21 protein-coding genes are annotated in these 23025 nt (G+C 51.8%); all 21 read right to left on the reverse strand.

Annotated features, from left to right (window positions below; translation table 11 throughout):
* Positions 1-174: 174 nt before the first annotated feature.
* Positions 175-1083, reverse strand: a complete 909-nt coding sequence (locus ACQE3Z_RS19980) for a DUF3829 domain-containing protein (protein ID WP_426975126.1) — start codon at positions 1081-1083, stop codon at positions 175-177.
* 70 nt (positions 1084-1153) lie between these two features.
* Positions 1154-2599: a serine/threonine protein kinase gene (locus ACQE3Z_RS19985; protein ID WP_426975127.1), complete on the reverse strand. Its 1446-nt coding sequence runs from the start codon at positions 2597-2599 to the stop codon at positions 1154-1156.
* A gap of 27 nt (positions 2600-2626) precedes the next feature.
* A complete protein-coding gene (gene tssH / locus ACQE3Z_RS19990) occupies positions 2627-5239 on the reverse strand; it encodes a type VI secretion system ATPase TssH (RefSeq protein WP_426975128.1) in 2613 nt (870 codons plus the stop codon).
* A 59-nt stretch (positions 5240-5298) separates the two neighbouring features.
* A complete protein-coding gene (gene tssG, locus ACQE3Z_RS19995) occupies positions 5299-6324 on the reverse strand; it encodes a type VI secretion system baseplate subunit TssG (protein WP_426975130.1) in 1026 nt (341 codons plus the stop codon).
* Complete coding sequence (gene tssF, locus ACQE3Z_RS20000) at positions 6321-8195, reverse strand: type VI secretion system baseplate subunit TssF (protein ID WP_426975131.1); 1875 nt, start codon at positions 8193-8195, stop codon at positions 6321-6323. The genes tssG and tssF overlap by 4 nt, the downstream gene beginning before the upstream one ends.
* A 2-nt stretch (positions 8196-8197) precedes the next feature.
* Positions 8198-8767, reverse strand: coding sequence for a type VI secretion system baseplate subunit TssE (tssE, locus tag ACQE3Z_RS20005; RefSeq protein WP_250651743.1), 570 nt, complete (start codon positions 8765-8767; stop codon positions 8198-8200).
* Positions 8760-9590 (reverse strand): type VI secretion system accessory protein TagJ, encoded by an 831-nt coding sequence (locus ACQE3Z_RS20010; RefSeq protein ID WP_426975132.1) that lies wholly within the window; start codon positions 9588-9590, stop codon positions 8760-8762. The genes tssE and ACQE3Z_RS20010 overlap by 8 nt, the downstream gene beginning before the upstream one ends.
* Positions 9591-9609: 19 nt before the next feature.
* Positions 9610-10590, reverse strand: a complete 981-nt coding sequence (locus ACQE3Z_RS20015; protein WP_426975133.1) for a hypothetical protein — start codon at positions 10588-10590, stop codon at positions 9610-9612.
* A gap of 20 nt (positions 10591-10610) precedes the next feature.
* The gene (locus ACQE3Z_RS20020) at positions 10611-11405 is read right to left on the reverse strand and encodes a PP2C family protein-serine/threonine phosphatase (RefSeq protein ID WP_426975134.1); all 795 of its coding nucleotides are present in this window, start codon (positions 11403-11405) and stop codon (positions 10611-10613) included.
* Positions 11405-13387 (reverse strand): type VI secretion system-associated FHA domain protein TagH, encoded by a 1983-nt coding sequence (gene tagH, locus ACQE3Z_RS20025; protein WP_426975135.1) that lies wholly within the window; start codon positions 13385-13387, stop codon positions 11405-11407. The genes ACQE3Z_RS20020 and tagH overlap by 1 nt, the downstream gene beginning before the upstream one ends.
* A gap of 219 nt (positions 13388-13606) precedes the next feature.
* The gene (locus ACQE3Z_RS20030; RefSeq protein WP_426975136.1) at positions 13607-14422 is read right to left on the reverse strand and encodes a lysozyme inhibitor LprI family protein; all 816 of its coding nucleotides are present in this window, start codon (positions 14420-14422) and stop codon (positions 13607-13609) included.
* A gap of 163 nt (positions 14423-14585) precedes the next feature.
* Positions 14586-14984, reverse strand: a complete 399-nt coding sequence (locus ACQE3Z_RS20035; RefSeq protein WP_426975137.1) for a putative T6SS immunity periplasmic lipoprotein — start codon at positions 14982-14984, stop codon at positions 14586-14588.
* A 147-nt stretch (positions 14985-15131) separates the two neighbouring features.
* Positions 15132-15461 carry a T6SS amidase immunity protein Tai4 family protein gene (locus ACQE3Z_RS20040; RefSeq protein WP_426975195.1) on the reverse strand — a complete coding sequence of 110 codons (330 nt, stop codon included), beginning with the start codon at positions 15459-15461 and terminating at the stop codon, positions 15132-15134.
* Positions 15462-15566: 105 nt separating this feature from the next.
* Positions 15567-16049, reverse strand: a complete 483-nt coding sequence (locus tag ACQE3Z_RS20045; RefSeq protein ID WP_250651736.1) for an Hcp family type VI secretion system effector — start codon at positions 16047-16049, stop codon at positions 15567-15569.
* Positions 16050-16970: 921 nt separating this feature from the next.
* Positions 16971-17204: a hypothetical protein gene (locus ACQE3Z_RS20050; RefSeq protein ID WP_426975138.1), complete on the reverse strand. Its 234-nt coding sequence runs from the start codon at positions 17202-17204 to the stop codon at positions 16971-16973.
* Between the two features lie 247 nt (positions 17205-17451).
* Positions 17452-17862: a hypothetical protein gene (locus ACQE3Z_RS20055; protein WP_426975139.1), complete on the reverse strand. Its 411-nt coding sequence runs from the start codon at positions 17860-17862 to the stop codon at positions 17452-17454.
* A 6-nt stretch (positions 17863-17868) separates the two neighbouring features.
* Positions 17869-18888 (reverse strand): hypothetical protein, encoded by a 1020-nt coding sequence (locus ACQE3Z_RS20060; protein WP_426975140.1) that lies wholly within the window; start codon positions 18886-18888, stop codon positions 17869-17871.
* A 282-nt stretch (positions 18889-19170) separates the two neighbouring features.
* On the reverse strand, positions 19171-20670 hold the full coding sequence (tssC, locus tag ACQE3Z_RS20065; protein ID WP_250651731.1) for a type VI secretion system contractile sheath large subunit: 1500 nt from the start codon (positions 20668-20670) through the stop codon (positions 19171-19173).
* A gap of 2 nt (positions 20671-20672) precedes the next feature.
* Positions 20673-21197, reverse strand: a complete 525-nt coding sequence (tssB, locus tag ACQE3Z_RS20070; RefSeq protein WP_085068116.1) for a type VI secretion system contractile sheath small subunit — start codon at positions 21195-21197, stop codon at positions 20673-20675.
* 68 nt (positions 21198-21265) lie between these two features.
* Entirely contained in the window at positions 21266-22285 is a 1020-nt protein-coding gene (gene tssA, locus ACQE3Z_RS20075) for a type VI secretion system protein TssA (protein ID WP_426975141.1), read from the reverse strand.
* Positions 22286-22306: 21 nt separating this feature from the next.
* Entirely contained in the window at positions 22307-23020 is a 714-nt protein-coding gene (tagF, locus tag ACQE3Z_RS20080; RefSeq protein WP_426975142.1) for a type VI secretion system-associated protein TagF, read from the reverse strand.
* Positions 23021-23025: the final 5 nt, after the last annotated feature.

Below are 23025 nucleotides of genomic sequence, written 5' to 3' on the forward strand. Positions count from 1 at the left end.
CGCGTCCCTCCAGCTTCCAGAAAAGCAGCCCCTCCTGCGGGAGCCGTGCGGTGATACGTTCAGACATAGGTGAGTTCCGTGCTCAGCGGGCCCGCGGATGCGGGCGGTGATAATAAGGAAATGGGTTTGTTTCAGGAATGCGGCCTCAGAAAGAGGCCGCAAGAAATCAGTTTATTAACAGCTACGATGGCTATTTAATGCATGTACCAGCGCGTTAAAGGGCAAAATAATATTCTCTTGAATGACCTCTTCGCCATGCGCCTGTTGATTTATGGCGGCATGCAATACAGAAATATAATCGTTAGCCGTATCGATAATACTTTTACAGTCTTGCTCATCCCGCTGTTGAATTAATTTATTCCAGCCCGCGGAAAGTTGCTCTAACGTCTCAACTTCCTTGTTAAGGATTTTATCTTCAGCAGGCGTTCTGTCTTCTGTTAAATCACGCAGCGCCTGACGTGAAAGATAAACGATGCCGTTGCGATAATGCTCTACGCTATCTGCGGGTGAGTTCTCGTAGGCAATTTTTATCCGCTCGCTATTGGCAGCAGAAATGGCTTTTAAAAAAGCGTTCCGCTGCGTCAGCAGCGCGTTAAAGGCATCGACATATTCAGCATCACTGCGCCGTGCCAGCTCGCCATTATCCGTTAACCAGCCTTTATTTTTTTGATAATCGTACAGTTTTTCGCTGAGAGGAAGCAGCTTATTGATACTGGCCTGATAAGCCTGCGCCGCGCTGTCCAGCTGCGGTAGCGGGCCCGGCAGGCTTAAGCCCTTATCCAGCCACTCATTGATATTGTGAAATATTGATGGATTGATCACGGTATAAGCTGTCAGCGGCACATTGGCTGTCAGCTGTGGCTTACTCTCCTGTTGATAGTGATACAGAGCCTCAGGCAAAGAGTAAAAATTAACGCTGTTTTCACTGTTTGCCGCTTTAATAAACGCGGTGAACTTATCGTTAATTTGAGTTTGTGCAGCGGATGCAGCTGAGTTTTGAGGGTTATCAGAGGATTGATCACATGCACTAATAAAAAGCGCCAGCGTTATGGTGATTAACAGGCGCCATGGATTATTTGCCATTTCCTTTCCTGTAATTATTTTTCCGGGGAATAAGTGGCCATCTTAAAAAAGAGGACCACTCTTTATTACCTTAGCTTTGCGGATTAATCAACCAGACGCCTGCACGATCCACGGTAATTTTCTGTTCACGCGATGTACCCTGATTGGTCACGGTAAATGTATATTCCCCTGGCGGCAGCTGAAGCGAGGCAAAGCCGTTGGGTGACGGCACCAGCGCCTGCTGATTGCCATTTAACGCCACATCGTCGCCCAGCCGCAGTTTAATATAAACCTGAGCAATCGGCTCCGGCGCAGGCGGCGGCGTTGCCGGTTGCGCCGCAGGCTGCGGCGGCGTGTCTGCTGGCGCGCTGTTGGTCGCCGTTTGCACTGGCGTGCTGACAGCAGAAGCCGACTCCGCGCTGTGCGGCTGTGCCGTCGCGGTGGTCGGCGTATCATCGCCGCTACCGGCGATCATCGCGCCAACGGCAATGCCGACCAACACACCTGCCGCTGCCAGCCCTGGCCACATATAGCGTTTCAGCGGCGACGTAGCCACAGGCGCTGGCGCTTCCGGCTCTACCGGCACCAGCATAGTGCCTGGCCCTTCAAGATTAACATTCAGAATGTCGTTCAGATCGGAAACCGTCAGCTCCATTAGCGCGGCAAAAGCATCAATCGACTGCGGACGATCTTCCAGCTTCAGCGACAAGGCTTTATCAATCGCGTGCAGCAGCGGCAGTGAGAACCCGGCCGGGCGCTGTTCGGCCAGCGGCTGGTAGTTATCCTCAATACTGCGCACCACACTAACCGGCGGCGGCGCGCCGACAATCAGCGTATGCAGCACTGCACCCAGCGCATAGATATCGGTCCAGGGCCCCTGCTCGCTTTCATTATTGTCGCTGTACTGCTCAATCGGCGCAAAGCCGGGCCGCAGCATGGTTTCAGTCTCGTCAGAGAGATTGCCGATGGTCTGGCGTGCCGAACCAAAATCCAGCAGGACCGGCATCATATTTTCCTGGATCTGAATATTATCCAGTGAAATATCGCGATGCAGATAACCTTCCTGATGGATGGTGTTGATAGCGCCAAACAGCGGCGGCAGCAAGCGACGGATCCAGGTTTCATTCACCAGCTCAGGGCGTTGAGCGGCCAGGCGCGACAGCGTGGTGCCGCTGTAAAATACCGTTCCCATATAGGCAGTATCGTTTTGCACCCAGAAGCGCAAAACGTGCAGCAGGTTCGGATGGTTAAAACGCGCCAGCAGCCGTGCTTCCTGAATAAAGCTGTTCAGCCCGGCATGGAACGTTTTGCTAAAGCGTTCGCTGCGCAGCACCAGATTAAGGTCATCGCTGCGTACCGCCAGCGAGGAAGGCATAAACTCTTTAATCGCAATGGTGCGCTCAAGCTGATGATCCCAGGCACGATAAACAATGCCGAAACCGCCGCCGCCAATTACTTCCCTAATTTCAAACTCATTAAAACGGTACCCAATCGGCAATGCGTTTGGCACCGTCCGGTTGTTATCGTGTTCTGCCATGTTGGACAACTCTCTGATAGCTAAAGCTTACGCCTCGAACTGACACTGAAACTCACCCTGGTCAAAACTGACGCGCAGGTGACGGTAGCGCTGATCATGTGCGCTGGCCGTGAGCAGAATCTGGCTCATTTGCGGCAGCAGCGTATTGGTCAGGATGGCATCGACCATGCGTCCGCCCGATTCCACTTCGGTGCAACGCTGGACAATCTGGCTGATCACGCTCTCATCGATTTGCGAGATGATACCGTGATTTTCTTCAAGACGACGCTGGATGCGTTTTAGCTGCAGGCGAACAATCTCGGCCAGCATTGTATCGCTTAACGGATAGTAAGGCACAACCAGCAAACGACCAAGCAGAGCCGGTGGAAAGACGTCCAGCAGCGGGCCGCGCAGCGCGGTGGAGAGCGCTTCCGGCTCCGGCATCAACTCAGGATCGGCGCACATGGCGCTGATAAGCTGTGTGCCGACATTAGAGGTCAGAATAATAATGGTGTTGCGAAAATCGATATGACGCCCTTCGCCATCCTCCATCCAGCCCTTATCAAATACCTGGAAGAAGATCTCATGCACGTCCGGATGCGCTTTTTCAATTTCATCCAGCAGTACCACGCTGTAAGGGCGACGTCTCACCGCTTCCGTCAGCACGCCGCCTTCACCATAACCAACATAGCCCGGAGGCGCGCCTTTCAGGGTGGAGACGGTGTGCGCTTCCTGAAACTCGCTCATATTGATAGTGATAATGTTCTGCTCGCCGCCGTACAGGGATTCAGCCAGCGCCAGCGCCGTTTCGGTTTTGCCGACGCCGGAAGGGCCGCACAACATAAAGACGCCGACCGGTTTATTTGGATCGTCCAGTCGCGCGCGCGAGGTACGTACACGTTTAGCGATCAGCTCCAGGCCATGATGCTGGCCAATCACCCGCTCGCTGAGCGTATCGGCCAGGTTCAGCACCGCATCGATCTCATTTTTGACCATCCGTCCCAGCGGAATGCCGGTCCAGTCGGAAACCACCGCCGCCACCACGTTGGCATCAACCGCCGCGAACAGTAGAGGCGCTTCGCCCTGTAGCGTGCTGAGCGCCTGCTGTTTTTCCGCCAGCTGCTGCTGTAGCGCCGCCAGGTCATCAGCCTGTTCGCTATACAGCCGCGCGCGCAGAGCAATGATCGCCTCCACCAGCTCACGCTCCTGCTGCCAGCGTGACATCAGCGCATCGCGTTCCTGAGTCAGCGTCGCCAGCTGAGCATCTAACTGGACGATCCGCTCGCTAACCCCGGATGAAAGCCGGGCTTCGCGCTCAGCGATTTCACGTTCAATCTCCAGCGCGGCGATGCGATGCAGACAATCCTCAAGCTGCGGCGGCTGTGCGCCCTGGCTAACGGCAACGCGAGCGCAGGCGGTATCCAGCAGCGCCACCGCTTTATCCGGCAGCTGACGCGCAGGAATATAGCGATGAGAAAGCTTCACCGCCGCGCTGACCGCTTCATCCAGCAGCAGCACATGATGATGCTTTTCCAGCGTGCTCACCGTGCTGCGCAGCATGAGCAGCGCTTTTTCTTCGTCGGGTTCGTGAACCTGCACCGTCTGGAAACGCCGGGTCAGCGCCGGATCTTTCTCAATATATTTTTTGTATTCTGCCCAGGTGGTCGCGCCGATAGTGCGCAGTTGGCCGCGCGCCAGCGCCGGTTTTAACAGGTTGGCGGCATCGCCAGTGCCCTGCTGCCCACCAGCGCCCACCAGCGTATGAATTTCGTCAATAAACAACACAATCGGCGTTGGGCTGGACTGCACTTCATTAATCAGCGCCTGCAGACGCGCCTCAAATTCGCCCTTCATACCGGCACCCGCCTGCAGCATGCCCATATCCAGCAGCCACAGCTGCACATCACGCAGCGGCGGCGGCACGTCACCTGCGGCAATGCGCAACGCCAGCCCTTCTACCACCGCTGTTTTACCCACGCCTGCTTCGCCGGTCAGCAATGGATTGTTCTGCCGACGGCGCATCAGAATATCCACCATCTGCCGGATCTCTTCATCACGACCGGCAACCGGATCGATTTTGCCTTCACGCGCACGTGCTGTCAGGTCCTGCGCATACTGCGCCAGCGTTCCTTGCTGCTGCGGTGCTGCCAGTGGACTTTCCGGCTGCGCGGCCGCCTGCTGCGCCTCTTTACTGTTGGCAAAAATCGCCTCGAACTGCTCCATCAGCAGATCGGCGCTCAGGCGGCTGAACTGCGGCGAAATGCTTTTCAGCACGTTGGCGAGGTTAAAGGTTTTTAGCATGCCAATCAGCAGGTGGCCGCCACGGATCCGGGTCACGCCAAATTTCAGCGAGCCGTAAACCCAGGCGCGCTCAACGGCACTGTCGATATGCTCTGAGAGATCAGAAACCGCGCTGGCTCCGCGCGGCAGGCGATCCAGCGCCGCAACGATATCGCGCGTCAGCGCTTCTTCATCAAGAGAAAAATAGCGGATCAGCTGCTGCAGATCGCCATCCTGATGCTGCATCAGCTGATGCAGCCAGTGAACCAGTTCAACATACGGGTTGCCGCGCAGCTTACAAAAGGCCGTCGCGCTCTCCAGCGAAGTAAATAATAGCGTGTCCAGTTTGCCGAACAGTACGGCGCGGCTGATTTCTGACATGATGATCTCTGACGGATAAGTTAAGGGTCTAAAATGAGAGTAAAATCTAAGGGGCTTCCTTACCCCTCCGGGCTGAAGGTTAAATCGCCGCGCGGCTGGGGAATCGGCTGTTTACCGAGCCAGGCGCTGTAACCGAGACGTCCTTCGCTGCCGAGTACCATGCCTGGCACCTCATCGCTTGCCAGTAGCAGACGCACTTCCCAGACATACTCAATGCCCAGATACTGGCGTACCCAGTCGCGCAGCTCTTCCGCATGTCTCTCGCCGGGTAAAAACTGCTGATAACGCGCCAGCGACAATGGACCAATTTCGATGCGCAGCTTATGCTGCACGTCACGCACCGCCACGCCTAAAAAAGCGGATTCGCCAAGCCGTGACATCTGGCGCCCTGCACCCAGTCGGGCACGTTCGCGCTTATCCAGCGCCAGCCACTGCGGCAGATTTTGTTCGATGCGCACCGGCACGCCAAAGTAATGCCGCAAAATTTTTTCTAGCCCTTCCGCATCACGCGTGTGGCGGCTTAGGTGGCCCGCCAGCATTAGACGGGCATGCTCGCTTAAAGAGCCTTTCTTGCGCTGCGCGGGCTGACCCATGCCGATCAGGCTGGCAAGGTAACTGTCGAAACGCTGTCCATCCGCGCGATCGAGCGATACCGTGGGCTGCGCATCAGCCCATGCGCGATAAAACAGCAGCGTCAGGCGATGGTGAAACAGATCGGCAAAGGCGGTCAGGCTGGGATCCTGATGATGATAAAGACGCTCTCGCGCATGCTCCGTCATATGAATCGGCAAAGGCCCGTTAGGACCAAACAGGCCAAAACTCAGGATCGAAACCTCATGCAGCTCGCTATCTTTACGCGCGCTAACCGCTGCAAGCGTCGAAGGCGCAAAAGCCAGAGAAGGCGTCTGTCCGATACGCAGCGGCTCGTGACGCGGCAGCGGCGCGCGTCCCAGCGGATATTTCTCGCCGCCCTGCGCATCAATCCGTCGTAGCATCTGAAACAGATCGTAGCGCCACGGCGTCTGCATCAGCCCGTTCCAGAACCCTTCCGGCAGGCACTGTAAAATACGCACCGGCTTTGTCATATCAATGCCCTTTTGCCCATGCGCGGCGGCCAGTAACCCACCTCGCCGCGCTGCTGGCTGTTCAGACTCATCTCGGTAAAGCTGTTGCTGGCAACCAGACGCGAAAAAAGGCGCTCCAGTACGCTGCCGAACAGCCACGGGCTGCTGCCCGAGAATGCCTGTTCATCAACGGTTAATTCAATGCCGATGCCGCGTGCGAAAACAATCGGCCCCGGCTCCGGCACCCGACGATTAACCGGCCGTAGCTGACAATGGCGAATGCCTTCAATCTGACGCGCAACGGAGGCTTCCGCCAGGTTCGCATACAATGCCAGCATCTGGCGCAGCGCAGCAGCGCCTTCGCCGTCATCACTGTCCATCAGGCTGAGATAGTTCATCTGCAAATGGCTGATTAAGCGCCAGGCCGCCAGCCCTTCTGCCAGCGGTTCACGCGGCGGCGTCGGCCCTTTACGCATGGTTAATCCGGCGGCAGGCACCGAATCGGGCAGCTTAAAGCCCTGCTGATCCTGTTGCAGCAGCATCAGCGGCAAATCACGGCTGGTACAGAGCACCTCGGCGGTGACATAACGCAGTTCGTCACGCCAGGGCGTATGTTGCTCATCCACCAGCGACAGGAAAACTTCCGAACCCACATAGCCGGTACGCGCGCCGTAACGCTGCGCATGTTCCGACAGGGTGCGCTGTTCGCGCCGCAGAGAAAAATAGGCGCCGTAGTCGCCGCTGTCGTGGCTGTAGGTACTCCAGAAGGGCCGGAAAATTTGCTCTTCACGCTGGCCTTCCAGCGTGCCGTAGAGTTTCTGTACCGAGTAAACTTCATAATCCAGCGGGCGAATATTATCGACCACTAAATGGTATTCATGGCTGCTTTCGCTAAGTTTCTGCCGTTCGGCCACACGCGGAAAAAGATTGATAACCGGCGTGCAGTGCAGCGCCAGATGACTGCTGTCCACCACGCGCTCCAGCGCAGGCTCCGCTTTATCAAGCAGCAGCACAATATCAAACTCACGCTCGCCGTTAGCCTGCGCCAGCAGCGGGCGCAGCTGACTGATGCTGATAAACTGGAAGCGCGCCGGGAAGGCAAAATATTCCTGCAGCAGGCGATAGCCGTCAAAATTTCGCAGATCGTCCGGCAGCAGCGCCTGATCCGGCGCGAAGCCCTCCTGCGTTAAGGCATTGTTGTTTAATACATGGCGGCGTGGCGTGGCGCCTGCGGTCTGGCAGAAGATACCGACCGTATGCTGCATCAGCAGCTCCAGCAACTTTAACGCCTCGATATCGGGCCCGCTCAGGAAAAAGTCCAGCCGATCGAAATCCATATGATCGAGCGTGGTGGTGCTTTCACAGCTCAGGCGAATACGCAGCGCGCTGACCGCGCCGCGCTGGCTGAGGCCCATTTGACCCAGCGGAATATCCGCCGGGACGCCGCCCAGCTCTACCTGTTTGATGTTCAGCGGCAACAGCGTAACGTCATGTGCCGTGGTGTAGCTGCAGGTCACACCGTTTTTCTTCAGCAGCTGACTGTCCATCATGGTGCCGCGCGGCACCAGAAAACCGCGATTGATATCGCCCTTTTTACTGTCAGGATGCAGCTCGGCAATCGCCATTGAGGGCGTGGGCGCAAGATAGCCCGGGGCAATCATCTCCAGTAAACGCTGCGAAAAGCGCGGAAATTCCGCATCCATTTTTAGCTGGACGCGCGAGGTCAGAAAAGCGAAGCCTTCCATCATGCGCTCTACGTAAGGGTCGGCGACATCAATGCCGCGCATGCCCAGACGTCCGGCCACTTTCGGATAACGCTCCGCAAACTCCGCGCCCATTTCACGCAGGTACGCCAGCTCACGGTTGTAGTATTCGAGCAGTTTACTGTCCATGCTTAACCTACATCTTTTAACTCAAAATAGCCGTTTTCCAGATCCACGTCGGTGCGGAACAGAAATTCCAGCGGATAAGGCACGCACCACAGGCGCCCTTTGATTTCAATCGACAGCACGTTATGCAGATTGAGCGAGCGGGTATCGGAGATACAGCGCACCTGCAAACCCTGCGGCAAAATACGCGGTTCAAAGTTAATAATGGCTTCGGTCAGCTTGCGCTGAATATCATGCCATTCGATATCGGACATCCGCTGCCCGGCCAGCGGCGCAACGCCAAAATTCAGCACCGAGCGGCGAACCTGATTAAAGGGTGCCAGGTCATGCTGAGCTTCGTTATTAATGGTATTAAACAGCCACTGCAGATCGCGCAGCACGTGCCGTCGCAAGGTGCTGTGCGAGATCAGCCGCTGGTTAGCCGACTCCTGACTTTTACCCGGTTCATTATCCATCAGGCGATCCAGCAGCGAAGGCTGGAGTTTATCGCGCACGTTCAGGGTCGATTGATCCTTACGAAAGCGATAGCCGCTGTGCAGCAGCTCAGCGCCATCACCGGAACGTGAGTTACTCATCGGCCAGATCGCTGGCAACGAAGGTCAGCGTCTCCAGGCTCAGCAGGGAAAACTCAGCGCTGTCATTCAGCCAGACCTTCTGCCCCTGGCCGATATAGTGCTGCTGCGCCTCATCCAGCGGCAGCCATTCGGTTACGCGCGCCAGACGCAGATCGTCCTGCGCCTGGGAAGCAAAAGGATAACGCACCGGTACCTGGCAAACCTGCTCAGAGCCATCCACCAGCCGTACCAGCGTATGGCGCCAAACCAGATCCGTAACGCTGGCAGGTGCCTGAAAACGCATCTCGGCAATGGCGCTAAAGGGCACCCAGAAATAGCCACCGCTTACCAGCAGTTCACACACCGGGCCGAGTCGGCCATCGCCGTCGGTCAGCCAGGCGAAAGGCTCTGCCTGCTCACTGCCCTGCACCCGCGCGCTGCCTGGATTAAGCGCGGCGGCCTCAAGCGCACCGTTACGCAAATCATCCGCCTGCGCCCGCTCGCCCTGAATATCCGCCTGCAACGCGGCGAATAGCTGTTCAGCCCAGCGATAAGCTTCGCCTGGCAGACGCGGTTGAGCCTGCCCGGCAAACACCGCCGCACGCTGTTGCTCTCCCTTGATCGCCTGTTCCAGCAGCGTAACCGTCGGCTGCGCCTGCGGTTTCAGCGCCGCCCAGGATTTCAGTTGGGTTTGCGCCCGTGTCCAGTTACCTGCCAGGCACAGCAGCTGGACAAAAGCTGCACGCAGATCGGCGTTGGCCGGGGCCGCTTTAATTTGCGCTTCAACGCGCGCCAGCGCATCATCCAGCGAGCCGCCTGCCAGCAGTTGTTGTAAAGAGTGCATAGCGCTTCCTTTTTGCGAGTTATTTAATGGTGCGCCAGGCGCCTGCGGCTGGGTCTTTCAGCTGCGGATGCAGCTCTTGTACCAGCTGAATGGTTAAAGGCGCATCGCTGAGATAAGGCGCCCACACTTTACGTACTTCGTTCAGCCGCGCCTTTAACGCCCCTTCATCACTGGCTTCCGCCTGATTCATCTGTACCGCTACGGTGCCGGTAGCCTGCCAGCCGTTAAAATCATTTGACCACGGCAGAATCAGCCAGCTCTGAGGCGAGCGTTCGTCAGTCAGCACCATGCGCTCGTTATTGACGGTGGTCATTTGCAGGCCGCGCTTGTCGCTTTTTGCTGCCAGACCAATAACCGGAAAGCCCTGTAGGAAGGTGACGGTGATATTTTTCGCTGCGCCATGGCCCACGCGCGTCATCTGCGCCTGCCCGCTCAGCCAGCCATCATCGGCACACTTCACGCCCTCTTTTGTTGGCACAAACAGCGCGCTGGAGCGATCGCCGTCACTCCACCAGGTACGAAAATGACAGCCGTCAAGCAGGCTGAACTGCAGCCAGGGTGTGGTATCTGCCGGAGGAGAAAGATCTTCCGGGTTAATCACTGTCTCTGCTGGCGCGGCTGTTGGGGTTGCCGCAGCCGGTTCCGGCGGCGTGACGTTTACCTGCCAGTTGCTGGCCTTTGCTGCGCTGCCTTTTGCCAGCAGGGCTCCGCTGGCATCTTCCATCTGCCAGTTAAGCGTTGTCAGCTTGCTGCACTGTTTTGTTTGTATCAGCGCGCCGACCTGTGGCAGAAACTCCTCCAGCACCGCTGGCGATTTATCGCCTTTGGCAACGATACGTAGCGACAGCTGGCGCGCGCACCAGTCGGCGGGTTCCTGGCTTTTGACGTTATCGATCCATACGTCCAGTTTTTTAGAGGGTGAAGAGGCAAGATTGTAATTATCCGCCCAGGCGCTGGAGGCCATTAACAGCGTTAACGCGCCGGTTAACCAGTATTTCATAAGGGTCCCTTGAGAGTTATTTAATCGCGAAGCGGAATAAACTGCGCCGCTTCAGAGAGAGAATGCAGCAGCGTAGTATCCTGAGGCGAACCCACCCAGACCGCCATCGCGCTGTAGTTATCCTGCTCGCCGTCTGACTGCTCCTCGCTGTTTTTCAGCGCCTGATGCATTAGCGTCAACCACTCTTCCGGCGTATTAACCATATGCAATGCCTGCTGCATCTGCTGATGCGACACGCCGTGCCAGAAGCCATCGGTACACAACAGAAACGCATCGCCATCTTCAATCGGCACGACATCGCTGTAGCTGGCATCGCGCCCTTCGTCGCCCATTCCCAGTGCAAAATAGAGCAGGTTGCTGTTGATACCTTCCGTCTGATGTCCGGCATCCTTCATCTGCTGAATCAGGCTGTGGTCGGTGGTGACGTGATACAGGTAGCCGCGTCGGAACAGATAAAGGCGGCTGTCGCCCGCATGCGCCCAGTAAGCCAGCTGATAATCACGATCGATAAACAAACTGACCAGCGTGGTGCCCATGCGGCTGTAATCAGGCTCGCTTTTCTGCTGCTGACGGATCGCCCGGTTGGCATTATTGATGTATTGGCGAATTTGCTGCGCATCCAGATGCGCATCGCCATCGAACTGGTCGATAATGGTGTTGCGCGCCAGCCTGGCGGCCAGATCGCCGCCGGGAAAACCAGCGACGCCGTCACAGACCACGAAGCAGGCCGAACGCTCTCCTATCATGTCGCCCGTCTGATCCTGATTGCTCTCGCGGGCGCCCTGATTCGACATTGAGGCAATGGTGATATTCATTATTCGTCCGAGGCGGTCTGTGAATCTTTATACTGGTTAACTTCCATATCGTAAGCGTGCAGGAACGCTTCGCCGAACAGCGTATGGAAGTCGTCTTCAATTTCACCAGCCGTTTCGTTATAGCGACGGTTAAAGTGCTCCCACAGCGCCGCCTTACGGCTGCCGGGCAGCGAAAGGCGCGAAGTCACGCCTTCCTGACGCGCTTCCTCTTCCAGCTGCTGTGGATTAAAAGATTGCAGCATCGCGGCAATAATTGCGCGGATACCGGCAATCATCCCCAACTGATGCGCCTGCAGATCCACCAGCGCATCGCGTACCGCCTGTTTCGGCGGCATAAAGCCCGGCATACGGCTGCCGAACATCTGCATCAGCACGGTTTTGCCGGATGGCAGCAGCTTGAACGGGTTATTGGCATCATCCAGGATAACGGTCATATCCGCTTTTACACCGCGTTTCAGGATGGAGCGCGAGGACAACAGCGCGACCGTTCCCTGTGAGAACATACCCAGCATCTGCCCCAGCTGCTGCATATTTTCCCGATCGAAATGCGGCGTCGGCTGCATATCATTTAGCCCCATACCATCCAGCAGCGCCTGCAGCAGTTCACCCTGCAGCGCTTCTCCGCCGGAAGATGCGTTGTGCTGCTGACTGCTGCTGTTGCTGGCAACCGGATCGATACGCAAGCGCCCTTTCGGCGGTGGCGTAACGCTGCGCTGAACCGCCTGCGGCGTCGGCAGAGTGATACCGCCATAATCGGGGACGTCCGGCTGTGACGGAGCCTGATTAAACAGCGGTGAAGATTCAATGCTGTTTGGCTTATCCGCGGGCAAATCGGCAAACAGTGGCGAGGCGCTGAGCGCGTCATCATCGGTTTTTACCGCGTCGTTAAAGTCGGCATCCCGGGCGGCTGTTTGCTCATCGGCAAACAGAGAAGAAACGTTGGACGCGTTTTCCACAGGCGCTGCATCAGGGTTGGCCCCGGCGGCAGGCGGTTGGTCAGCAAACAGCGGCGAACGCGCCATATCATTGTCATCACCAAACAGATCCTGCTTGCCGCTCTCTGCTGAATGCGTTTCGGCCGTTGCAGTCTGCTGCGTACCGGATATTTCATCATCGGGATGCGCTAACGGCACTGCGCTACTCATCATCAGGCCCAGCGGATCGTCGCTGTTGATTTGCGCTGGCGTGGACTTACCGCCGCCAAACAGCGCCAGCGGATCAAGCTCATCCGGCTTCGCCTGCGGCTGCGCAGCTTTATCAGCGGCAGGCTGAACAAGCGTGGTCGGCGTACTGTCGTTGAAAATGCTGTCTGATTTAAACAGTTCATCCTGATTAAACAGCGCATCTGGCGTCTGGCTGCGACGATCAAGGCTCAGCGGCTCGCTGGTTTTAAACTGTGCCAGCGGATCTTCCGGGTTACGGTTTTCTGTTTGCACAGCCGTTAATGGATGTTCCGCGACCGCAGGCGCGGCGGGTTTTATCCGGCTGGTGGAGATACTGTCAGCAATAGAAAACTCTTTTGCCAGACTATCCCAGATTTCGCTGGGGATCGCCGCTGTGCCATCGGCGGCCTTTGCAGGCGGCGTTGGCTGAGCCTGCGGGGCGGGTGACTGTGGCGCAGGACGGGCAACCAACGGCGCAACATGCGCTTCAGGCTGAGCAGTGGCATTCAGATCGTTAACCAGCAGACGGTACTCATCAATGCCCAGGATATCGCCATCCTGTAACTCTACCTGACGGCCCCGCTCCAGCGGAATATCATTCAGTTCGACACGCGTCACGTTGCCACGATTGGTGATCCGGCATTCGCCGTCGGCGGTGATATGTACAATCGCCTGCAGGCGGGAGATGGTACGGTCATTATCGGGCAGCACCAGATTGTTATCGACGCCACGGCCGATGGTGCCGCCGGGCGGTAAAAAGTCACAGCTGCTCTGCGGCGGCTGATGTCCCGGTTTATTCGTTATAATCGTAAAGCGCATAACGGTTTCCTGCGTTTGAGATATTCGGCATACAAACCACGCAGGTCTCGGCGAAACCGGCGGGGTTTATACGAAGAAGTTAAATAAGCAATAATTCAATCGTTCAATGGCTGATAACGATTGGATATCTGGAATAAAGTTCATTGTAAATAAAGGAATCAGGCTCGTCTGTAAGGCAAATATAAACAGCGCTGACGAGCCGTTTTTCCTGACGGATACTTATTTAGCGCTTTCCACCAGATCAGTTACGCGCCTCACCATTTGTTGCTTAATACAATTTTGCTCGCCCTTACAGGCGTTTCTTTCAATAAGCCATCGCTGCTGCTCACTTTTTAGTGCTGCTAATTTAGCTGTAACATCCACACCGGTGTTCTTAATTTGATGTACTGCCATTTGCCAGGCATCATTAACGCTGTGATCCCAACTGGCTAAATCAAAAGATGCACAAATGGCCTTTTCAGTTGTGGTTACCGATTTTTGGCAATTAAAAGAAGGCGCTGCAGGCGCATCGGCTGGCAGTTTTTGTAAGGCAAGTAATGTATTATCGTCCCAATTAGTCAGGATCGTTTGTTTGTCCAGCTTTACCAACCAGTTATCAGTAGCTTCGCCTTTAGGCCCAAGCATGCCTTTCCCGCATTGAACAAAGACTGGAGTTACCTTATCAGTACCCTGCAATTTTAACGAATAATTATTTGATAGATCTTTACTGCTCTCTGCTCCGATTGTCGAGGCCAGAAGCTTATTTAATGTGATTTCAGGCTGTGCCTTTAATACAGGCTGCTCACAGCCATGATTAAGTAACGGTTCGCCAGTAATATAATTGGTGGTAAACATCAACGTACGGCCAACCAGCGTCGGGTCATTCATTATAATAGATGGCCGCATTGTTTGCTGCGTATTAACATAAACTCTTTTTATCTGCCATTTACCAGCCAATAGCTCAGCGTTGTTTTGCTCAGCATTTGCTGTGAAGCTAAAAAACAGAGCGCAAACTAACAGAGACTGCGTAAATAAACGCTTTAACTGGACAATCATAAAAATTATTTTCCTTTAAGGCGCTAAACGAAAGGCTGTATCTCCGTATGTGGCATACTTTTCAATAGAGTCATTAGTAATTTATATATTAACTCCCTGCTACCAATAAGCTGTATAGTTTCGAGCAGAGAGATCCTTAGTTAAAGTTTGATTCTCAATCGAACTATTTCTCCAAAAAAAGGTGCCCTTGTTCATTTTTCCCCAAAATAAAATGAGTGGAGTAACGTTTTTCCAGAGAGCTCTCCTTTTTAATCTTGACCGCCACATCATATTCGCCAGGCAACCATTTTATTTCATTCCAAAAAATACACTCTCCAGCTATTACTTTCTGTCCTTGAGTAGCTTCCTCGGATAGTATTACTGTTTCCCATGAATCACCGTTGTGCAATGAAATGTAGGGAGGATCAACTTTTAAAATAATGTTATGACTATTTTCTTCAGGGGCAGTGAAACATAATCTCCCTTGTTCAACCTTTACCGGCAAAGGGTGATAAAATGGCCGTTCCAAATGACACCCCGAAAGAAATATTGCGAGCCCCAGGTACAATACTTTGATATTCATATAAAAGACTTTTTATCGCCAGATTTCATTAACATTTATTTCAAGCATATTGTTATCTTTACTTTTACATTATCTGTGCGTAGTCAAAAACTCGAAATTAAACTTCACAAGCTTTTATTTATAGATGTAATAATAACCTCCGCCATCTTAGCCATCTTCTTTTCCTTTATATTGCTTAACGATATTTTCCAGTTCAGAACTATGATAAACATCGATACATTTAGCTAAGGTCATTGGCTCGCCGGACTGGCTGGAATATGTTTTTGCAAGAAACTCATCTACCAGCTTTCTTACTGCACTATGAGCAGCTAAAGAGTAATCGCCAAACTCCAGATAACCACGTGCCGCAGCAGAAGCGTCATCTTTAACTTCCTTACTATTATACCCTTTAGCAACACAGACGCTTAAAGCATAGTTTTTTATGTATTGTTCAGCACTGTATTCTGATTTTGCATTAGCTCGCATTGAAAAAAGCATAGTTGCAAGACAGATAAAGAAAATCGGAAATGACGTATTCACTCTATTCCTTTCAACAACGCTATCCATAAATATACCCGCCCGTAAACGGGCGGGTGAAAGCTATTACGCTTCTTTGTTTTCTTTGATGTTCCAGCCAGCGCTGCTTTCTGCGCCTTTACCGCCAGAAGAAGTCTGCTCCCAGTACTGCTGTTTAACTTTCGCAGCCTGGAATGCATAGGCAACGCCTACCAGATCGCCATTATCAGAACCGGTATACTGTACGGAGGTAACCAGCACATCTTCCAGCGTGATTTTGGTATATTCAACCTGCTGGCCGCCGGCTTTACATACAGACAGTTCAACTTTGGTCAGGTGCTTACCGCTGGCACAATGCTTCAGAATCGCAGTAGTAGACTTGTCGATCAGCGCGTTAACGTGCAGATCGTTAAAGTTCACTTTACCCGCGCCGCCGCCGCCGCCAACAGCCATGTTGCCCGGCTGGGATGCGCCCCAGGAGAAAGAAGTGATGTCGGTCCAGCCTTTGTGGTTGGAGTCCTGAGACTCACCGGTTACACCGTCAACCTTCAGGAACATATCAATAGCCATAATTATCTACTCTTTATTGGTTAAAGTTGCTTTCGATAAAGCAGTGATATGGCAAACAGGAAAGCATGGGGCTGAATAAAACAGTCCATATTTTACCTCTGCCTCGTTTCTGCCTGCTCTCAAAGAAAGCAGGCAAAATTTTAATTAGGGAAATATTAATTTCAGGCAATAAAGCCATTTTAAGAATACACTGCACACTAGGTTTATTAAGAAATGACGGTTCAATTAAATGATATATTTCTAGTAGTGATAAAATATGCTATGTAAGAACCCAAGAACAAGCGAAATAACAAAAAGGAATGCTTGTATAAAGTGAGCTCGTCGCCAACTCCACATCCATGCAGTTTTTTCTTTTGGAAGATTATGCATATACTCATAACATGCCTTATCAACAAGCTTTCCTTTTTCAACATACATCTTTTTATCTTGCAGCAGCCTAACAAAGAATGCTATTTTCAAATAATAAAGAACGAACCCAAAATCACTACTTAAATTGCTAATAGAATCAATATAAAGCCCATTCCGCCTGTATTGTTTAAAGAAATCCTCATAATTATTTAAATGCTTTTTATATAGATAGTATGTATAAATGGTAGCAATAAAAAAGAAGATTACGAAAACGACAACAATTAAGAATAAAAAATATTCCGCACTCATAGAATTAAACGCATAAATAATTTATTCCTACTACCCCTTGCTAATAAGCCCCATAAAAATCAAACAATCAACTTAATCTTCTCTGCTAAATAATATATAGCGATAGACACACAGCTTAACATCAATAATATAAATACATTTATTAGTGAGCAGATCAGGTTATCACCCCAGTCAAATATAAAAGTATAATAACCTATAACAGAAAAAAACAATGCAAATGAAAATAGCATTAAAGTATAAACAAAAAAATATTTAATAATTAAATTAAACATGTGTAATCCTAGCTAAAAATGTATCAAATATTTTTTTATCTATAGCACCATGACTTGCCTGGTAATTGATAGCCTCAACAAAAGGATTTAAATTTTCTTCGACTAAGAAATAGAGCAAATCTAAATGTCCGGCCCCACGCAATTGATTATGTATTCCTGGATTCAGATTACGAAGCTCATATGACGTATAAATTGACTTAGTAATTGAAGCACCAACACTTAACATACCAGTAATACCTGCCGAAGCAAGGAATCAGGGGATTATTTTAGAAAAAACAATGAGATTAGCTCATTAACAAATAACATTTTAAAAGCCATCCTAAAGCGTGACATCCCCTGCAGCATCGCTCCCGCGTGGGATTTCAAAAGTATCAAACCACTTTTTTTTAAAAAAATTTATCATCAGACGGCTGAAGATAACGAATGATAGAATCTTGCTGTCCGTATCCAAATATTAAAGTTAAAACTTGCAATCACAGCCCCATGCTTTTCAAAATAAAAGCAAGAAGCACGATAAACAGTAAACAAGCAATACAAAAAAACAAAATTAAAAAGTATTTTTTCATCCATAAAAAATCATCGGGACTGCTAATAAGACATTTCCTTGCTTCATAGTCAATCATGCGCCCATCTTTTATCTTAAACGTTTTTCCTTTAAGCATTATTTTTAATAGGGAAATTCTAAACCCTGCGCCCCAAATGCCCAATTGCTCGTAAAAACCATAGTCGCCCGGTTTTAAAACCCCCTTACTTTCAAGATATTTAAAGGCAGCATTTATTTTTGGGAGATTTCGTTTGATAAAAAAAAACAAATATACTAAGCCGCTAATAAATGCAATTGCAAATGACAACTGAAGGTAAATAAACACCTTAATTAAATTCAAAATAAATCATTCTCCATTAAAAATTAAATAGTTAATACCATTACCTACAGCGTCTCCGGCATACCCGCCTAATTCCCCACCAACATAGCTTCCTGCAGCAGTAACTACTATGCCACAAGCAATACCTCCCACGGCAGCTGTGGCAGCGCCTATTGCCACACAAGTAGCCCCCATAAATGTACTCGCTGTAGCTCCGCCAATTAACCCTCCCCCGGTGCTTAACGAGAAATTACTATATTCTTTTACAGCAGCTTTTTTACATTCATTCTCTCGTCCTATATGACAAGCTTCTAATATTTTATTATTGGTCCCTAAGAATGAAAACCCCAATGAAACCCAGCCACCAGCTTTCATAAATTTAGCGGCGCGCGCTGCATTATTTATATAGTCTGAATATCCTTTTATAGCGCCAACCCCAGCCTGACTCCATTCATAAACAATAGACCGACTAGATAAGCCTAAAGCATGTTTGATATTATCATAAGATTTATGCTTTATAGTTACACGTGTTATTTTATTTAATAATGGTTTTATTTCATTGAAAAGAGCTTGTCTTTTTATAAAAAACTGCTGACTTATAAGACTTCCTTGTGTCTGGTACTGATTCTGATACGTCAACTCGATTTCTTTTAAAAGATATTCTATTTTTTTAAAATATCTTTCACTGGCATCAGAAAGTATGCCTGTAGTCTTATCGCCAATGCTTGTCAAAGCAGCAATAGTATCATAATTACTGTGCAGGAAGTCAGCAACGCTATTTTTCTGAGGTAATAATGCGATATTGACTTTTTTCTTTGCTTTCTTTAGTTCATTTAACTCACAAGTTTGGTTAGCATTCCTGGGATCTGCAACAATAAGAATCTGTCCGGGCCTTAAACATGGAGTATCGCTATTAATTTTTAAAAAAAAGTCAATGGCATCTTTATTTGCACTATTAAAAAGCTTATGCGCTTGATGTATTAGTGTACCTTGCTCCTGAACAACACAAAAGCCTGGCTGCATCTGAGAATTTTTAAAATTGCTCATATTACCCCTCTTCGAAATATTTATAGTTCCCAATTATGACCACATAGCCATTTACTATTGTTTTAGCACTTAAAAAACCCATTTAATATAAATTACAAATTAGATAATTAACCTTCGCAATTCATAATACACGCCTCGGTTTAAATTAAGGTTTCTCAGAAGTGCCTGTAAAGGCACTTACAACAGCAAAAACGAAAACTAATTAACCGCAAAGCAAGGTAATAACCTGCAAGCGCTAACAAACTTACTAATGTGTCGGCTCCGTAGAGCCGACTAATTTATTTACGCATCATTGGTTTTCAGTGACGGCAGTTTGGAAACCAGGCGCAGCGATACGGTCAGACCTTCCAGCTGATAATGCGGACGCAGGAAGAACTTGGCGGCGTAGTAACCTGGGTTATCTTCAATCTCTTCCACCAGCACTTCGGCTGAAGCCAGCGGCTTGCGGGATTTGGTTTCCTGCGAGGAGTTGGCCGGGTCGCCATCCACATAGTTCATCACCCAGTCGTTTAGCCAGCGCTCCATCTCTTCACGCTCGCGGAAAGAACCAATCTTGTCGCGCACGATGCACTTCAGATAATGCGCGAAGCGGCAGCAGGCGAACAGATAAGGCAGGCGGGCAGCGAGACGGGCGTTTGCCGTGGCGTCCGCATCATGATACTCCGTCGGCTTCTGCAATGACTGTGCACCAATAAAGGCGGCGAAGTCAGAGTTCTTGCGGTGCACCAGCGGCATAAAGCCGTTTTTCGCCAGCTCGGCTTCACGACGATCGCTGATGGCGATTTCGGTCGGACATTTCATATCCACGCCGCCGTCGTCGCTGGGGAAGGTGTGGCACGGTAAGTTTTCTACCGCGCCGCCCGACTCTACGCCGCGAATAGACGTACACCAGCCAAACTCTTTAAACGAGCGGTTAATGTTGGCAGCCATGGCATAAGCGGCGTTGGTCCAGGTGTAGTTGCCGTGGCTGGCACCGTCGGTCTCTTCTTCAAAATCGAAGCTGTCTACCGGGTTGGTGCGAATGCCATACGGCAGGCGCGCCAGGAAGCGCGGCATCACCAGGCCCAGATAACGCGCATCTTCTGATTCACGCAGACTGCGCCAGGCAGCATATTCGCTGTTCTGGAAGATTTTGGTGAGATCGCGCGGGTTGGCCAGCTCCTGCCAGGATTCCATCTGCATCACGCTCGGCGCGGTGCCCGCGATAAACGGACAGTGCGCCGCCGCACCAATGCGCGCCATTTCGCTCAGCAGCTCTACATCCTGCGGGCTGTGATCGAAATAGTAATCGCCTACCAGGCAGCCAAACGGCTCACCGCCGAACTGACCATACTCTTCTTCATAGATTTTCTTGAAGATAGGGCTTTGATCCCAGCCCACGCCTTTATAGCGCTTCAGCGTGCGGCCCAGTTCCTGTTTAGAGATGCTCATAAAGCGAATTTTCAGCATCTCATCGGTTTCAGTATTATTGACCAGATAGCTCAGACCGCGCCATGCGCCTTCCAGCTTCTGAAAATCTTCATGGTGAATAATCTGGTTAACCTGACGCGACAGCTTTTCATCAATTTCCGCAATCAGCGCCTGAATAGTACGGTAAGCATCGTCAGACACGGTCACGCTGTTTTCCAGCGCCTGCTGCGCCAGGGTTTTTACCGCGCTTTCCACTGCGGCACGCGCCTGATCGCTTTTCGGACGAAACTCTTTGTTCAGCAGCGCGCTAAATTCATCCTGATCCCAGGTTTGCTGCGCCTGCTGTAGCTGTTGTTGTGATGGATTGCTCATCGTTATTCCTCATCACCTTTAACGGTTTCTTCAGATTTTGGCAGATGGCCCAGCGATTTCAGCAGCGTAGGATCCTGCAAAATTTTGGCAATCAGCTCTTCCGCACCGTTTTTGCCATCCATATAGGTCAGCAGGTTAGAGAGCTGAGTGCGCGCTTCAAGCAGCTTGTTCAGCGGCTCAACCTTACGCGCCACCGCATCCGGCGAGAAATCTTCCATGCTTTCAAAAGTCAGTTCGACATTCAGCCGTCCTTCATCGGTCAGCGTATTATCCACCTGGAACGCCACGCGCGGCTTTAGCGCCTTCATACGTTCGTCGAAGTTATCGATATCGATTTCCAGAAACTTACGCTCATCAACGCCCGGCTGCGGCTCTGCTGGTTTACCAACCAGGTCAGCCATTACGCCCATGATAAACGGCAACTGAATTTTGCGCTCGGCGCCATAGATCTCTACGTCGTATTCAATTTGCACGCGCGGCGCGCGGTTACGGGCGATAAATTTCTGCCCACTGGATTTAGATGCCATGAGGTTCTCCATCGGATATGCGCGGTAAAGTCAGCAGCGGGCACGCTGCCATATAAGGGGTTTGCTGCTTAATCGCGGCGACCAAAAATGTTTTCAAGTTGATGCACGCCATCGGGTGCCAGGTCGCGAATGATCTCCATAAAATCGAGTTCAATGACGCGCTGAACGCGATCGATCATTAGCGGAGCGGGATGGCTGGGTTCGTAACGAGAGAAGTATTGCTTCACCTTTTCCAGCATTAACTGCGCTTCAGCACGTGACGTGATTTCGCTGCTGCGCCAGTCGGTTTGCGAAGAACGCGCCGGTGCGGCAGGCGCGGTGTGATCAGCGGCAGGCTGCGCGGAAGGGTCTGCATTACCCGGCATCAGCGTGCTTAAATCCGTGGCCTGGCAGGATTGCGCCACCAGATTCACCATTTTTTGCAGCTGTTCCATCTCTGGCACACCGCTTTCACCCAGGTGTTCCGCCAGCGTTTCCCGAATAGTTTGCAGGCGCTCACTTATCTGTTGAATCGCTTCAATGCCGGGCTGATCGCCCCTGGCCAGTTCATCATTTAAGCGCGCACGTCCGCCGGGATAATCGGCCACGTCCGTTTTGCTGCCATCCAGTAAAGAGCAGGCGTCGCGTAAAGAGATTTGATCGGCGGCAGTACGCAGAAGCGGAGCCTGGCGCAGTGCGGCAGTCAGCTCAGATTTATCACCCAGCGCCGCCAGCGCGTTAATGCGATAGAAGGGATCGCGTTCGCCATACTCTTCCAGCAGCGGATAGAGCGGCTCCCAATAAAGCAGCAGCGCCTGCTGAATCAGCTTCAGCCCGCTGGCGTAGCCCGGAAGCCCTTTCATATGCGTCCATGCGTGAGTAAGTGCTAACATCACGCGCAGATCTTTCGTCCGTGCCAACAGTCCGGTCGCCAGCCGTTCCACTTTGTTCCAGTCGGCAGGCTCGGCAGGAATAATGGTGTCGCCAAATTGCTGCTCCGCCTTCCCTTCGCTGGCCTGGTTCATCGCCATATAGTCAGCGTCATATTCCAGATTTTCGCCGCACGGTTTTTCACTGCTAACCGGAGCAAGTAACGCATCGATATTCATCGTTATTCTCAAGTCGGAAGATTATTCAAACATGGGCGGATAGAGCCCATGTCGGCCAGGTCTGGCTCCGCCTGCCGGGTCGAACAGCAGCGAAAAGAGCTGACCGGTAAAATTGCCGCTGTGCAGGTGGGTATAAAGCGGATAGTTGTCGGCCTGATTGGTCCACCAAAAGCTGGTATAACGCTGTGGATCAAAACAGTCGGCCACCTGCTTCCAGCTCAGGTTGGTGGCGATATCGCCATAGCCAATGACATCTAAAATATCCGAGTGCGCGGTCTGACCGGCAGGGTCCTGCGGCGTAGGGATGGCCAGCAGCGCCCGATCGAGCTGTTCAGCAGAGTAGACGTTATGCACCGCATGCATCAGAGTGCGTCCCAACTGCTGATACCATTCGCCCGCCATTGCCAGCCGCCCCGCTGACCATTCGGCTGGCGTAAAGCTGAACAGAGCACAAACAGGATACTGACGGCCTACGCTATCGCGCGCGGGCAACAGACATCCCATCTGCACCAGCTGGCTGCCCAGCATGGGCGGTACCACAAAATTCCATACCGGCGCTTTCGCGAATCGGTGCGGCTCACCGGGACGCTGCGCTTCATTTTTTTGCCAGTTCAGCAGCCCTATCTGAAACCAGTGGGTCCACTGACGGGCTAACGCATCAGGAAAACGGCGCTGCAAAAAGTCACCGGCGCTGGGCAATTTCCCGTACCAACCGATCGCAGGAGAGTGGCTCATTATCA

This window comes from Pantoea sp. FN0307, from assembly GCF_050113815.1.
Classification (GTDB): domain Bacteria; phylum Pseudomonadota; class Gammaproteobacteria; order Enterobacterales; family Enterobacteriaceae; genus Mixta; species Mixta alhagi.

Coding starts and splice junctions, on each gene's coding strand:
- ACQE3Z_RS19980 (WP_426975126.1), bottom strand. CDS start 1,083: ATGGCAAATAATCCATGGCGCCTGTTAATCACCATAACGCTGGCGCTT.
- ACQE3Z_RS19985 (WP_426975127.1), bottom strand. CDS start 2,599: ATGGCAGAACACGATAACAACCGGACGGTGCCAAACGCATTGCCGATT.
- tssH (WP_426975128.1), bottom strand. CDS start 5,239: ATGTCAGAAATCAGCCGCGCCGTACTGTTCGGCAAACTGGACACGCTA.
- tssG (WP_426975130.1), bottom strand. CDS start 6,324: ATGACAAAGCCGGTGCGTATTTTACAGTGCCTGCCGGAAGGGTTCTGG.
- tssF (WP_426975131.1), bottom strand. CDS start 8,195: ATGGACAGTAAACTGCTCGAATACTACAACCGTGAGCTGGCGTACCTG.
- tssE (WP_250651743.1), bottom strand. CDS start 8,767: ATGAGTAACTCACGTTCCGGTGATGGCGCTGAGCTGCTGCACAGCGGC.
- ACQE3Z_RS20010 (WP_426975132.1), bottom strand. CDS start 9,590: ATGCACTCTTTACAACAACTGCTGGCAGGCGGCTCGCTGGATGATGCG.
- ACQE3Z_RS20015 (WP_426975133.1), bottom strand. CDS start 10,590: ATGAAATACTGGTTAACCGGCGCGTTAACGCTGTTAATGGCCTCCAGC.
- ACQE3Z_RS20020 (WP_426975134.1), bottom strand. CDS start 11,405: ATGAATATCACCATTGCCTCAATGTCGAATCAGGGCGCCCGCGAGAGC.
- tagH (WP_426975135.1), bottom strand. CDS start 13,387: ATGCGCTTTACGATTATAACGAATAAACCGGGACATCAGCCGCCGCAG.
- ACQE3Z_RS20030 (WP_426975136.1), bottom strand. CDS start 14,422: ATGATTGTCCAGTTAAAGCGTTTATTTACGCAGTCTCTGTTAGTTTGC.
- ACQE3Z_RS20035 (WP_426975137.1), bottom strand. CDS start 14,984: ATGAATATCAAAGTATTGTACCTGGGGCTCGCAATATTTCTTTCGGGG.
- ACQE3Z_RS20040 (WP_426975195.1), bottom strand. CDS start 15,461: ATGCTTTTTTCAATGCGAGCTAATGCAAAATCAGAATACAGTGCTGAA.
- ACQE3Z_RS20045 (WP_250651736.1), bottom strand. CDS start 16,049: ATGGCTATTGATATGTTCCTGAAGGTTGACGGTGTAACCGGTGAGTCT.
- ACQE3Z_RS20050 (WP_426975138.1), bottom strand. CDS start 17,204: ATGTTAAGTGTTGGTGCTTCAATTACTAAGTCAATTTATACGTCATAT.
- ACQE3Z_RS20060 (WP_426975140.1), bottom strand. CDS start 18,888: ATGAGCAATTTTAAAAATTCTCAGATGCAGCCAGGCTTTTGTGTTGTT.
- tssC (WP_250651731.1), bottom strand. CDS start 20,670: ATGAGCAATCCATCACAACAACAGCTACAGCAGGCGCAGCAAACCTGG.
- tssB (WP_085068116.1), bottom strand. CDS start 21,197: ATGGCATCTAAATCCAGTGGGCAGAAATTTATCGCCCGTAACCGCGCG.
- tssA (WP_426975141.1), bottom strand. CDS start 22,285: ATGAATATCGATGCGTTACTTGCTCCGGTTAGCAGTGAAAAACCGTGC.
- tagF (WP_426975142.1), bottom strand. CDS start 23,020: ATGAGCCACTCTCCTGCGATCGGTTGGTACGGGAAATTGCCCAGCGCC.